The organism is Geotoga petraea (assembly GCF_900102615.1).
Lineage (GTDB): Bacteria > Thermotogota > Thermotogae > Petrotogales > Petrotogaceae > Geotoga > Geotoga petraea.
Genome location: NZ_FMYV01000007.1, coordinates 89,550 through 105,011, shown reverse-complemented (window position 1 = coordinate 105,011; position 15,462 = coordinate 89,550). Strand labels below are relative to the sequence as shown.

7 protein-coding genes are annotated in these 15,462 nt (G+C 29.9%); 3 read left to right on the top strand and 4 right to left on the bottom strand.

The features are described 5' to 3' along the window. Entirely contained in the window at positions 1-2,616 is a 2,616-nt protein-coding gene (alaS, locus tag BLS00_RS08770) for an alanine--tRNA ligase (RefSeq protein WP_091404971.1), read from the top strand. Between the two features lie 50 nt (positions 2,617-2,666). Here alaS and BLS00_RS08765 read toward each other — a convergent pair whose 3' ends face one another. After that, positions 2,667-3,635 (bottom strand): potassium channel beta subunit family protein, encoded by a 969-nt coding sequence (locus tag BLS00_RS08765; protein WP_091404968.1) that lies wholly within the window; start codon positions 3,633-3,635, stop codon positions 2,667-2,669. A gap of 506 nt (positions 3,636-4,141) precedes the next feature. Between BLS00_RS08765 and BLS00_RS08760 the strand changes: the two genes are divergently transcribed. Further along, complete coding sequence (locus BLS00_RS08760; protein WP_167848995.1) at positions 4,142-6,319, top strand: methyl-accepting chemotaxis protein; 2,178 nt, start codon at positions 4,142-4,144, stop codon at positions 6,317-6,319. A 173-nt stretch (positions 6,320-6,492) separates the two neighbouring features. Then, positions 6,493-9,873, top strand: a complete 3,381-nt coding sequence (locus BLS00_RS08755; protein ID WP_091404965.1) for an SNF2-related protein — start codon at positions 6,493-6,495, stop codon at positions 9,871-9,873. 476 nt (positions 9,874-10,349) lie between these two features. On the opposite strand, the gene BLS00_RS08750 is transcribed toward BLS00_RS08755, so the two are convergent. From BLS00_RS08750 to BLS00_RS08740, 3 genes are read right to left on the bottom strand one after another with little or no spacing between them, the layout of a single operon-like run. Beyond that, on the bottom strand, positions 10,350-11,462 hold the full coding sequence (locus tag BLS00_RS08750) for a hypothetical protein (RefSeq protein WP_091404962.1): 1,113 nt from the start codon (positions 11,460-11,462) through the stop codon (positions 10,350-10,352). Positions 11,463-11,475: 13 nt separating this feature from the next. Beyond that, positions 11,476-12,810: a hypothetical protein gene (locus tag BLS00_RS08745; protein WP_091404961.1), complete on the bottom strand. Its 1,335-nt coding sequence runs from the start codon at positions 12,808-12,810 to the stop codon at positions 11,476-11,478. 40 nt (positions 12,811-12,850) lie between these two features. Then, on the bottom strand, positions 12,851-15,448 hold the full coding sequence (locus tag BLS00_RS08740) for a CBS domain-containing protein (RefSeq protein ID WP_091404958.1): 2,598 nt from the start codon (positions 15,446-15,448) through the stop codon (positions 12,851-12,853). Positions 15,449-15,462: the final 14 nt, after the last annotated feature.

Below are 15,462 nucleotides of genomic sequence, written 5' to 3'. Positions count from 1 at the left end.
ATGGAATGGATGTCCTCAAAAGATATTAGAGAAAAATTTCTCAGTTTTTTTGAAAAAAAAGATCACAAAAGAATAAAAAGCTCTCCATTAATTCCAAATGACCCACAACTGATGTTCACCGTTGCTGGGATGGTTCCTTTTAAACCAATTTTCTGGGGTAAGATGGAACCCACTCATACAAGAATAACAACTTGTCAAAAATGTTTGAGAACTAATGATATAGAAAATGTCGGTAGAACTGCGAGACACCAGACGTTTTTTGAAATGCTTGGCAATTTCTCTTTTGGAGATTATTTCAAAGAAGAAGCCATTGAATTGGCTTGGGAATTTTTGACAAAAGAACTAAAAATTCCAGAAGAAAAGCTATGGGTTTCTGTTTATAACGAAGATCCAGAAGCTTATGACATATGGAAAGATAAGATAAAAATTCCAGAAAATAAGTTAATTAAAATGGGAAAAGACGACAACTGGTGGGGACCCCCTGGCCCTTCTGGTCCTTGTGGCCCAGACACAGAAATATTTTATGATACTGGTGTAACGAAAAATTGTCCAGATGTTGAAAACTGCACTCCAGAATGTGATTGTGGGAGATTCGTTGAAATTTGGAATGTTGTTTTTACAGAATTTTATTCTGACGAAGAAGGAAATTTAGAGCCTCTTTCAAGAAAAAATATTGATACTGGTGCAGGTTTAGAAAGATTAACAGCTGCCATTCAAGGTGTATACAGTAATTTTGATACTGATCTTTTCCAAAAAATAATAAAAGAAATTGAAAAATCACTAAACGTCAAATATGGAGAAAACGAAAAGAATGATATATCAATAAGAATAATAGCAGACCATTCGAGAGCAATTTCTTTTATCCTTGTTGAAGGAGTACTTCCTTCTAACGAAGGAAGAGGATACGTTTTAAGACGTATCATAAGAAGAGCTGTTAGACATGGAAACTTGTTGGGAACTAACAATAAATTTATGAGCAACATTATTAAAAGAGTTATCGCTGAAATGTCGGGATTTTACCCAGAATTGAAAGAAAAAGAGGATTTTATCCTAAAAATAGTCGACTCTGAAGAAGAAAGATTTTTTGAAACCCTTGAAAGAGGACTTCAAAAGCTCGAAGAAATAATGAAAAAATCTGTAGATAAAAAAATTTCTGGTGAAGTAGCTTTTGAATTGTACGATACATACGGATTTCCTTTTGATATAACAAAAGAAATAGCAGAAGAGCAAGGCTTTTCTGTAGATCGGGCTTTGTTTGACGACCTTATGGAACAACAAAAAAACAGGGCGAGAAAAGCCACCGGTTCAAAAGAATACGGAGCGCAAAATCAAGCATATGAAAAAATAGCTTCACAAATAAAATCAACCATATTTACAGGATACATTAACAATATAGAAAGAGAAAAACTTGTGTATATTGTAAAAGGAAATGAAGTCGTTGAAACTGCCTTTGAAGGGGAAGAAGTCGAACTCTTCTTTTCTAAAACTCCTTTCTACGCTGAAAAAGGTGGGCAAGTAGCTGATACAGGAATCATAAAAAATGATGATTTCAAGGCTGAAGTTTACGATGTACGGGTAATTAAAAATGATATTATTTCACACAAAGTAAAAGTTTTACAAGGTGATGTAAAAGTAGGGGAAAAATTAAATCTTCAAATAGATGTTGACAGAAGAAACGCTATAAAGAGAAATCACACTGCCACACATTTATTGCACGCAGCTTTACAAAAGTTTGTTGGAAATCACATTAGACAAGCTGGTTCTTATGTTGAACCTACAAGGCTAAGATTTGACTTTACGCATTACGAAGCTTTATCTGATGACGATATCACAAAAATAGAAAAATCAGTAAACGAACAAATAATGAAAGCAATACCAGTTATTACAGAAGTAAAATCACTTGAAGAGGCTAAAAACATGAACGTTATGGCTCTTTTTGAAGAAAAATATGGAGACGAGGTAAGAATTGTTAGCGTTGATGACTATTCAAGTGAGCTTTGTGGGGGAACACATGCTTCTAATACTGGTGAAATTGGGCTTTTCAAAATCACAACTGAAACTTCTGTATCTGCTGGTGTAAGAAGAATTGAAGCCGTAACAGGTTTTTCAGCTTTTGAATACGTTAAAAAATTAGAAGAAACAAATAACAAAATAAAAGAGTTTTTAGAAGCTTCAGATAAAAATTTATTTGAGAAACTCACAAATTTAGCCGAAAAAAATAAACAACTCGAAAAAAATCTCAGGGAAATGGAACAAAAAATGGCTTCTTCAGATTTAAATGATTTTCTAAATAAAGCCATTGAAGTAGATGGAGTTAAAATAGTTACTGGTTCTTTTGATGGAGTTGAAAACGAAGTTTTGAGAAATGCTTCTGACAACTTACTTCAAAAGGCTGGAAAAAGCGTCGTTATCCTTTTTAACAAACACGATAAAGTAAATTTTGTAGTGAAAGTTTCAAAAGATGCAACAGACAAATTCCACGCTGGAAATATCGCAAAATCTATTGCAAAATACCTCGGTGGCGGTGGCGGTGGAAGGCCGGATTTCGCCCAAGCTGGGGGAAAAGATCCTTCAAAAGTAAACGAAGTTATTCAAAAAATAAAAGAATTCATATAAAAATAAGGTTGCTATGCAACCTTATTTTTATTAGGGTTATTATTTAAACTTTATTCTGGTTTATTATCTAAAATAGATTCAATTTTATCCATAACGTCATCGGTTAATTTATCTTTTATCTCTGCTGCTTTCATGTTTTCTTTTACTTGTTCGACACTGCTTGCGCCCGTAATAACTGTACTGACATTTGGATTTTTGATTATCCAGGCTAAGGCTAATTGTGCCATTGTTGCATCAAGGTCTTTTGCTATTTTTGTCAACTTTCTAACTTTTTCGATATTTTCTTCAGTAAAAACACCTTGTTCTTCCATCATTTTTTTAATTCTTGAGAATCTTGATAATCTGGAATTTTCAGGTATTCCATCATTATATTTTCCAGTTAATAAACCACTTGCAAGCGGAGACCATGTTGTCGTTCCCAATCCATATTTTTCAAAAAGAGGAACAAATTTTTTATCTACTTTTTCTCTAACAAACATGTTGTATTGAGGCTGTTCCATTGTTGGGGCTATTAAATTTCTTTTATCTGCTATTTTATAAGCTTCTTCAATTTGTTCTGGTTCCCATTCAGAAGTTCCCCAGTACATTGCAAGGCCATTTCTAATCAAATAATCCATACCATATACGGTTTCTTCTATAGGAGTGTCTGGGTCAGGTCTATGGCAATAAACTAAATCTACGTAATCAAGTTGTAATCTTTTTAAAGAGTTCCATGTTCCTTCTAATAGATGTTTTCTTGAGACTCCTGTATCATTTGGGCCGTTTCCACCCCAGAAAATTTTGGTAGAAACTATTAAATCAGTTCTTCTGTATTCTTTTAAAACCATTCCCATTAAGGATTCTGATAAACCGTTTGCATAGCCTTCTGCATTGTCGAAAAAGTTGACTCCATGATTAAAAGCTTCTCTCATAGTGTCTTTTACTTTTTGTACGTCAAGCTGGTTTCCAAAGGTCAACCAAGATCCAAAAGACATCTCACTTATCTTCAATCCAGATTTACCCAATTTGTTATATTGCATTTTTAACCCTCCTTTATTGTTTGTCATGCTAATCATTTTATATTATACCATATTTGTCGGATTTAAAAAAATGATATAATAATAAAGCGGTTACCTTAAAGGCAACCGCTTTTAAAAGACTATTTCTTTTCTTGTTTTTTTGGAGTTTTTTTATTTTTCTTTTCTTGCTTTTTATCTTTCATTTCCCCACCTCCGATTTTATAGGGATAAAATCAAAAAACAAATAATCAAATCAATTAAATTTTATTCTTTTTGTATGAGAAAATCAAATTTAAAAATGTTTAAAAACACTATAAAAATACTGTTTTTAAAAGATATTACATTATATTTACCTTAAATCATCTTATAATTTCTTTATTGAGCATTTATTAGATTTATTGTATAATAGAGGTTTATTTATTTCTAAATCTGTATATCCATTTAATATATCGTTTGCTTATAAAATCAAAAGGATGTAGAATATTATGATGAGAACTGATTCACTTGTTTATGCGGGGGGGCTTAAAATGAAGATAGGAAACAAAATCTCTTTAACTTATATAATATTATTTTTACTTGCTTTTACGGTGTTTTTTACCATAATAAACAACGTAGTTTCAGACAAAATTGTTAATGATTCAGAAGAAAAATTGCAAATAGCAACACAGTTAAAAAAGAATTATTTCAAATCTTTTTTTGATAATCTCAATTCAGATATGATTTTAATTTCTGAAAGAAAAGGACTGATAGACGATTTAAACCAAATGCAATATGAATTTTCAAATCAGATGATCAGAGATGATGAAGTGTATTTGAATTATTTGAGGCAGATTTTTATAGAAGAAAATCCTTATGAAAACAGATCCAAAATGGTCAGTACATTCGATGTTGAAGAAATTTCAGATATAAATATTTTTACAACTTTAGCTGGATACAACAAGTATCACGAATCATTACACCCAGAATTTCAAAGAATAATTGAAGAAAGAAACTATGAAGACATAAAATATATTTCAAACAAATACGATGTGGTTTATTCTACGATGAAAAAAGGTGATCTTGGTTCTAATATAAAGGAAGAAAATACAAATTTATATAATTTTATTACCGAATTGGGAACTAAACCTGCGACTGTTGTTCATTATAGCGATTTTGTCAACTACAAATATTCAGAAGAACCTGTTCTTTTTTCTGGAATAAAGTTAACCGATCAATATTCAAACTCTGTGGGATATTTGGTTTACTCAGTTTCTTCTGAAAGTATAAACTCCATCATGCTGGATACTACAGGAATGAATGAATATTCAAAAACATACATAGTTGGAAGCGACAATAAACTTAGAAGCTCTTTTGATGATTACAATATTTTAGAATTATCCATAAATACAGAACCTGTTCAAAATGCTCTTAATAACGAATCTGGAAAAATCGTAACTCAAAACCATAACCAAGAGAAGGTTATATCTGTTTACTCTCCTTTTGATTTTTCTGAGAATATTCATTGGGCATTTATCGCAGAAACAAATTATGAATATGTTGAAAATCAAATTGGGGATATTTTCAAAATAATCATAATAACTCTTATTTCTATTATGGTGGTAGTAATCATTGTTAGTTTGATTTTTTCTTCAAGTTTAACTAAACCTTTGAAATTAATTACAGAGAAGATAAAAAACTTTTCAGAAGGTGAGCTTAAAACAGATTTTGATATAAAATCAAAAGATGAAATTGGAGAGATATCCGAGGAATTGAACTTGATGAAAGATAAACTAACAACAGTTATCACATCTATTAACAGCTTTTCTAATGATCTTATGAATTATTCATCAAATTTAGAAAATCATAGTGATAATAATCAAAAGAGTATGAACAATCTGAGCAACAATTCAAAAGTAATAACCCAAAAAACAGAGGAAACATCTTCATCTATAGAAGAAACAACAGCATCTCTTAGCACTATAAACGAAAGTATAAGTGAAATATTGGAAGAAATAAAAAGAATAGACGATATGTCATCAACATTAAATTCAGAAGCAACAATTGGAAAAAATAAAATAAAAAATATAACAAAAGTAATAAACGAATCGTTAGAACAAAGTTCTAAAACAAAAGATTATTCAGAAGATTTGAACAAGGACATTTATAAGATTGATGAGATAATAAACAACATAGAAAGTATCACTGACCAAACAAACCTTTTATCACTCAACGCATCTATAGAAGCAGCGAGGGCAGGAGAGGCTGGAAAGGGTTTTGCCGTTGTGGCATCTGAAATAAGAAAATTGGCAGAACAAACTTCCGATTTAACTTCCAACATATCCAACATAACTGGTGGATTAAAGAAATTGGTTAAACAGGTAAACGATGCTGTATTGAAAAATGATGAAAAAATAACCAACACAAAGACAAACTCAAAAGAAATTTCTGAGAATTTTGAAAAAATATCTTCAGATATAGCAGTTTTAAAAGAGAGAACAAAGATTATTAAAGACAAAATAGACGAAGAAAGCCAAATGAACGATACAATGAATCAAGAAATGAACAATTCTTCAAAAGCAATGGACAATATTTACAGAAACATATCAGATATGTACGATGAGATAAATGCACAACTTGAGAAGACTAAAGAAACTTCGACGATTTCTTCTGAATTGAAATCTCTATCAGATTCTTTGAAAGAACAGTTGAATTTTTTCAAATTATAATATTATGATTCTGGACTTTGTTTTTATACACCAGTAAAAATATATGTAATTAAGCCTTAAATGGCAAAAGGCGTTGACTTTTTTCAACGTCTTTTTTTTGTTTTTTCATATAATCATAATAAAAAAATGATAAAATTGTAGTTAAGTGATTTTCTTAATTATTGGAGGATATTATGAAATACTACTATAATGAGTTTGCGCAGAACTGGTGGAGCAAAAAATGGCTCGATTCTATAGAAAATATTGAGAAGTTTAAAAATAGATTACCAAGAGGAAGAACTTATGCCAGAAAAGGTAATGTTGTAGATATTTTCCCTAAAAATGGAAAAATATTTTCATACGTACAGGGATCTGTTGATATCCCCTATGAACAAAGAATAAATTTAAAAGAGTTTACCGATAAAGAAAAAAATCAGATAAAAACTATTCTAAAGAGCAGATACGATTTTTTATCCTCTTTAATAGCTGGAGATTTCCCTCAAGAATTTTATGACATGTTGAAATCGCTTAAAATAGATCTTTTTCCAGAGCAATGGGAAGATATAGACGCTACCTGTAGCTGTCCAGATTGGGCTAATCCCTGCAAGCACATAGCCAGTGTTTTCTACATAATTGCAAGAGAATTAGACAAAGATCCATTAATTCTTTTTGAAATGCACGGTATAGACAGAGAAGAAATCATAGAAAGAGAAAAAGAAGACATTTTTTTGGATATTTTCAAAGATTTGTCAACAGAAGATGAAGAACCAGAACTATTAGAATCTCAAAAATCCATGTTGGATTATATAGAATTTTTAAACAACAACTATCAGTTCACAAAAAAAGATATTAAAAAATTTCTTTACAAAATTTATGACAACAACGCCCACAAAATCGAGCAGTTAAACACGGATGAAAATAAAAAAATTAAATTAACAAAAGATATTAAAATAGATTTAGACCTGAAATCGATGAATTTATATTTGATTTTCGATAATGAAAAAAAAATATTTGAAGGTTTTTTGGAAGACGTAATAGATGGAAACCTTACAGAAAATGTAAAAGATTCTAAAATGGGAATTTTTTTGAAAAACATGATATCCTATGCCATGTTTATAATTTATAATTCTTATTACATACCTTATCCAATAAAAATTGACAAAGAGCATTTTTCGATGCTTTTTTTACCTTATTTTGCAAACGACAGTATATCTAAATTTTTTGGATATTTGTTAAATATCTTTCCAGAAGAAATTAATGAAACTTCACTATCTAAAATACTTATAATGATTTCAAAAGTTATAAAATACAATTTAAAAAGCACGGATATAGAAAATGATTTGGACGATAATATTCTAAAATCATTTATAACTGACACTATAATAGATGAGATGAAATTTTACGATAAACATCATTATAAAAACATTAAAAATTATTTTGAGCCAATTCTTTCCTTAAATATTCCCATAAGAATGCTACTATCTATAAAAATAGTCCGAAGAGAAAAATATTCACTGGAAATAGATGTTTTCGATAAAAGAGACCCTTTTTCCATTGAAGAATTGAGACACTATTTGGGAAAAGATTCAAACTACAAAAATATGATACTTAGAAAAGTTTCTTTTATTTCGAAATATGTTCCAATTATAAACGAGTATTTAATGACCAAGAAAAAAAGGTTTGAAATATATTCTTTTGACCTCGCAAATATACTCATAGATTCAAAAAACATGCTTAAACAACTTGGAGTAGAAATAGATATTCCAAGTGAACTTGATTATATAAAAACACCTGAGCCGTTTATTTTTCTTGATTTAGAAAAAAAATCCTATACTTACTTGGAAGTTAAAGAAAATTTGAAATTTGAAATTCAGATAAAAATAGATGACATAACAATAAGTGTCGATGAATATTTAAACTATTTTTCAGAAAAAAGCAATGGAATATTTGAGTTTGAAGGAAGATTTGTTATTAACGATTTTGAGTTTTTGAATGAAATAAAAAATATAAAAAAACGATTTGAAAAAATAGATAGAGTCAACTTTTTAAAATTCCTTTTTAACTCATATTTTGAAAGAATACAAATTATTCTTTCAGATAAAATGTTGGAATTTAAAAAATATTTTTTGGAAAAATTAGATGTAGCCCTTCCAGAAAAAATAAATGTAAATCTGAGAAAGTATCAAGTAAATGGTTATAAATGGATATACAACAACTTAATAAAGGGGTTCAACATCTGTCTTGCAGACGACATGGGGCTTGGAAAAACAGTACAAATTCTAACAATAATTCAAAAATTCAAAGAAGAAAAAAAATTGAAAAAACCTTCTTTAGTTGTTTGTCCAACTTCGGTAATAGTAAACTGGAAAAGAGAGGCAAACAAATTCACTCCAGATTTGGACGTTGAAATTTACCATGGTTCAAAAAGAGAATTGGAAGAGATCATAGATAAAGACTTAATAATCACGTCTTACGGAATTATTAGGCATGATATTAATCAAATGAAAAACTATTTTTTCGATTTTGTCATTTTGGATGAGGCACAGAATATAAAAAATCCAGAAACTTCTCAAAGTAAATCTGTAAAACAATTAAAAGCGAATTATAAGGCTGCTTTAACTGGTACTCCTATTGAAAACAAAGTTTTAGAATTATGGAGTATATACGATTTTTTAATGCCAGGATATCTTGGTGATAAAAACCTTTTTAAAAAAGATTTTATTGAAAAAATAGAAAAATTTGGAAGTAAATCAAAAATAAAATCTCTCAAAAATATGATCAATCCATTTTTGTTGAGACGTATGAAAAACGATACCAATGTTATCAAAGATCTTCCAGATAAAGTAGTTATAGACGAATACACTTATCTATCAAAAGAGCAGGAAAAACTTTATCAAAAAGAGTTGGACTACTCTTTGAATGGCATTAAAAATAAAAAAGGTGTGAGCAGATCTGGAAACATATTTAGACTCATAACAAAGTTAAAACAGATATGTAATCACCCGTTGAACTATAATAACGATTTTGAATACAACGTAAAAATATCTGGAAAATCGGAAAAAACTGTAGAATTAATAGAAAATATAATTGAAATTGAAGAAAAAGCACTTATTTTTACCCAATATGTTCAAATGGGTAAAATTCTAAAAAAGATGTTGGAAGATAAATTCAACAAAAAGATTCTATTCTTTCATGGGGGATTGAATTCAAAACAAAGAGAAGATTTAATAGACAAATTCAACAATGATGAAGATATACCAGTTATGATAGTTTCTTTAAAAGCAGGTGGAACCGGGTTGAATTTAACTGCTGCAAACCACGTTATACACTATGATTTGTGGTGGAATCCTGCTGTTGAAAACCAGGCTACTGACAGGGTGTATAGAATTGGACAGGATAAAAAAGTTTTTGTTCACAGATTAATAACAACAAATACTTTTGAAGAAAGGATAAACGAAATAATAAACGAAAAGAAAGAGTTATCCAATGAGTTAGTTCAAAAAGGTGAAAAATGGATAACAGAAATGAACGACAGCGAGTTGAAAAAAATGTTCTCTTTAAGAGATAGGTATTAAAAATGACAGAGACTTTTTCAGAAGGAAGAGTGCTTGCAAAGCAAGCGAAGAATGCAAAAAAGCTTTGCGAGGAATGCAGCGAAGCTGCGAGTTGGCGAGAAAACTCATCAGTTATTTTCAAAGAAAATTTGAGTCTCCTCTAAATGTTTTAGAGGAGGGGACCACTTTAGTGGTGAGGAGTTTAGGCACTTTGTTTTAGAACAATTCCGAAATATAAAAACTCAAAGTAGGTCATGAAGTAGAAATTATTACATAATTTCTGTTGAAAGTTGGAGGTTGGAAGTGAAGAAATCAAAGATTTCTGTGGTTAGTTGATGGAGAAAACTCATCAGTTATTTTCAAAGAAAATTTACTATTAAAAAATAATAAATAGCACTCTTCACTAGATCATCGTATCTATTTATTATTTTAGCAGAAAAATATTTATTAAAATGATAAATGAATGTCATCCTCCAACTAACAATTAAATAAATTACTCAGTAATTTATTTCAAAATGTAGTGATAGTTTTATAAAATCACTCACCGGTGGATAGGGGCCTGCCCAATTTTCATAATCTTGTTTTCTTTCATCTGAATAACTTGTATTTAAATCTATGGCACCTTTTTTATAGAATTCTGACAGGAATTTAACTTTTAAATTCCAATCAAATAACAGATCAAATCCAAATAAAAAACCTTCCATGTCATTTCCATAATCAAAACCAACCGGAATTTCAACTCCATCGTATTCTGCGGTAAATTTCAAGAGTTTTTGCCATCTGTTGTACATCCAGGTGTACACTTTGTAGTACTCAAATTTTGGTGCAAGGTAATAATCATCTAACCTATAAACATATCTACCTCCAAGGGCATAAGCTAATGATGTTGGTTTGTAATTAGTGGCACCAGCCTCTGTATCTGGAACAACAAAATCATCCATTGCAAATTGTCCATAAATTTGCAATTTTTTTATTGGGATCAATGAAAAGTCTGCTCCCAATATTGTATTAGAATATCCTTCACCATAAGTATTGTGCAATATCCCAAAAGGGTTAACATCTACAAGGTCGGGAATTTTTCCCCCAACAAGGTTGATTTCGCTAAATGACACTCTCAAAAACTGTAAAGAGTCAAACTCTATTCTGTGAATAATATACGTTTTGTATGGTTCTGCATATCCTTTGTAACCATCTAAACCACGTCTATCTGAGTTTCCATCTATTCCAGGTGTTTTTTGAATGAGCCACTCTTCATTGCTCAGTTCAAAATTCAAGTCATACACACCAAATATTATTTTTACTCCCTTGTTTTCAAACCCACCTGTTAATCCAACTACATAAGGCAAAGAGTCAGAAAGATATAGGTTTCTTTCAAAATCTCCCCAATCCGTTGTATATTTCCCGTACATAATCCAAAAAGGTTTTGAATTATAGTGAATTGTATAATCATCTACTTCAAAATAGTTTCCAAAATAAGAAGGATAAGGGGTTACATTTGTAAAATTAATCCCCTGGTTTATATTTTTTATTAATATGTCTTTTTCTCTTACAATTTCAGAAAAAGAAAAAACTGTGATTATCAAAAATAATAACAAACTAATCTTTTTCATTTAAAAGCCTTCTTTATATTCCTATTTTTAAATCAAAAATAAGATGCAAATTAAATATCTTTGTATTATTGTTTATATCGTTATATGTTAGTTTGATCTTGGTGAATTTTAAATCATATATGGATTTTATACTAAAATAATTGATTTGGTTTTCATCATATATTCCAAAATCATAGTTTATATCTACATAGCCATTCCCATAAGAATCGAATAAAACCACGGATATATTCGTTATTTTTGAATTATCTCCGTATTTCAAGCCAAAAGGATAGTCAAACATAAGTCTTGCACCTGGGGTGTTTGAAAGTGAGAATGATCTGTAAAAAAGTTCATCATATGCTTTTTCAGCGCTGTATAGTCCGCTTTGAGTATAGTAATACTCAATTCCAGGCCTTATGTTTATATTTCTAAAATTGAAAGTTTTTGAAATTCCAACTCCAAACCCCTTAGAAAAATCTGGATAGTTAGCCACACCTTCAAAATATATATCAAAATAATTTTCGTTTAAATAGTAGAAAGATAATAATCCTCTATCTGAAAAAAATAATACTTGAAAAGGGCTTGGCAAATTTTCTGTCACGTGGTTTAAATTTGATAAACCGAAATGATTATTATTGTAATTGAAATTTAGTGTATTCACAAAATCATTTCTATACCCACTCAAAGTTTCTTGGTTTTCAAAGTATTCTGAGTATTCTTCTGTGCTCATAAAAGGTATTGAAGATAACCAAGAAAATCTATAATTTAACTTGTTTTCAAAATCGTATTTAAATGTGAAATTATCATAATATGGTGAAGCTTCAGAAAGAAGTAAGTCGTATTTCAAAGGGCCTGTAGATACCTTATTTCTACCTAAAATAAAAGAAAAATTATCCTCTCTTAAAGATAAATAAGATATTTTTGGGAAATCAAGACTCATATAAGTGATTTGGGGTAAATTATATAAAGAGTAATTTCCATATTCGTAATAAGAAGTTCCAGCTATTTGAAAATCCCCGGTAAATTGAGAATAAAACTTATCTTCATAACTGCTTTTAAAATAGAAATTTATTAAGTCGTTGTTTTCAAGGACTATTTCTCTGTGTAAGTTTTGATCTATTGTTGAAGATATATACCAAGAAGCAGGAAACTTGAAATCAGAAGAAAATCTGTTTTCGTATTTTATGGGAAATTCTATTTCAAAGATATTGTCATAATTTATTTTATCCTCTGAGTAAAAAGGATAAAATATTTTATTGCTCTCTTTAATTAGGTAATAATCTGAATCTTCAGTTGTTAAAATTTTCGCAGATGAAAAAGAAATAATAGAAAAAAATATCACTAAAAAATATAAAAAATATTTTTTCAAATAAATCGCCCCTCCAGTAGAATTTGTTTCACAATTTCTACTATATATACTTTCTTTCTTCTCCTGGTTTTATTTCATCGTTTAACAACTTTTTTGTCAGTTCTTCTAATTTGTTTTTTATTTCTTTTCCGTAATACCCCTTGTCTTTTAGCTCTTTTCCATTTACAGATAATTCTAAATTTTCAATTTTATCAAAATATTTAAACAATTTTTCTCTCAAATTCTCTTTTAATTTAACAGCCACAAAGATAATCTGTTCGCTGTTCAATATTTTTATACAGTCAAAAAAATGAGAGTATTGAGGATGTTTTAATTCGTTTAGCTTTTCAAATGATTCTCTTGCCTCTGCTAAATTATCATAAAAGTTCCCCGGTAGACCATATCGATATTCTATGAATTTAACAGTTTCTTCTGGAGTGTATTGTAATAAGACAAAGAGTAAAAGGTGTAAAAACCTAACATTTTGTGTGTATTGTTTATAATTTTTTTCAAAATAACCGTATAATTCAAAGAGTTTTTCCACGTCTTTGTCCAAAGTTGGCGTATAATACGAAAACGGAAAAAGATGAGATATTATTTTGAACTCTCCCATTCTCCTAATAGATTTCAACGGTTTTGGTTCTTTCAATATTTTTTCTAACTCATCTCTAATTCTTGGACCTGTTACTTTTTCGAGATATTCATTTTTTACTGTTTTTTTCATGTATTCACATGTTTGTTCATCTATTTGAAAGTTGTATCTTTGTTCAAACCTTATTGCTCTTAATATTCTTGTTGGATCTTCTACAAAAGAAAGAGAATATAGTACTTTTATTATTCCCTCTTCAAGATCTTTTTTTGAGTTAAAGAAATCTAATAACGTACCAAAAGTTTCTTGATTTAATTTTATTGCCATTGCATTTATTGAAAAGTCTCTTCTGTATAAATCCTTCTTTATTGTAGAAACTTCTACTTTTGGAAGTTCAGCAGGTGATTCATAATATTCAGTTCTCGCTGTTGCCACATCTATTCTGAACCCATCTTTGAAAAAAAGAGAACAGGTATTGAATTTTTCATGGACGACATACTTAATCATTAGCTGCTCAGCAACGAATTTACCAAATTCCGGCCCATCACCTTCAACTACTATATCAATGTCCAAATTTTCCACATTTAACAAAAGGTCTCTTACAAAACCCCCAACTACATAAACAGGAGTTTTTCTTTCTGAACCATAAGCCCCCAACAACCTCAAAAGGTTCATTATTCTTTTAGGTAGTTGTTTTTGCATTTTTTTTGATACGTTGAATGTATCGTACTTTTCTTTTATTATTGGATTTGGCGAAAAATCTAATACGCCATTAGAAGCCCTTAAAATATCCGACCTTGTAATTATACCCATGAGGATACCATCTTTTAGCACAGGGAGCCTGCCAATGTCATTCTCGGCCATGATTTTTCTTATGTGTGAAACCGAAGTATCTGTATCCACAACTTTTAAATTATTTGTCATTACAGATTTCACTGGAGCGTGAGATAATTTATGTTTTCTTGCTTTTTCAACATCTTTTTTAGTTATCAACCCAACAAGTTTGTTTTTGTCTACAACCGGTAAGCTGGAATGACCAGTTTGTTCCATTATTTCATAAGCTTTTTCTATTTTTTGTTCAGAGAGTATAGTCCTTACAGGAGAAGACATTATATTTGAGGCTTTTATCACTGGTATAAAGCTCTCTTTTAATTTAGAAATAATTTTGTCTATTATGGTTTGGACAGGAATTTCTTTAGCCTTTGCTGCCCCGGCTTTTTTATGACCTCCACCACCAAAAACACTTAAAATTGTGTTTAAATCAATTTCATCAGTTCTTGATCTACCAACTATATAAGCGTTTTTCCCCATTCTAACTACAACGAAAAGGATATCTGGCATCAATGCTTCAAAGATTTTGTGTGTTATAACATTTAGGCCACCTATGAATTTTTCTATTTCCCAATAGGATATAAATACATTTAAGTCGTTGACGTAAAAATCATGGATATTGTTATACAGTTTATCAAAAAGTTCTTTTTGTTCTTCTGTCATTTCAAGTGATACAAATTCTTCTACTTCTTCTAATCTTGCCCCGTTTTTTATAAGTTCAGCAGCTACTAAATGATCATCTATTTCCGTCGTGGTATATACAAAATTTCCCGTGTCTTCGTGAATTGCTATTAAAAAAAGAGTTTCATAGGTATCTGGAAGATCTATTTTTTTTTCAAATACTTTTTGAAGAACAATTGTGACAGCAGCTCCCATTTCTTTTGAATAATCGTTACCTTTTATGTTTCTATCCCTTAGTTTAGGATGGTGGTCGTAAATGTCAACTTCTATTCCATTTTCTATTAATTTTTTTATTGATTTAGGAATTCTATTTATATCAGCAGTATCAACAATGACAACTTTAGAAAAACCTTCATTATCTATATCTTCTTTAAATTCTTCAAGAAATTCATTTTCATAATAGAATTCAAGCTCGTATATATGCAAAAATTCGTTAAGATTTTTTGCTGGTTGCCCTTTAATAACAATTATAGGATTTTCATATATCAAAGAAGCAGCAAAAGCTGCAGCAAATCCGTCAAAATCCGGATTGTTATGTGTGGTTATTACTGTTTTCATAAAAATACTCCTCG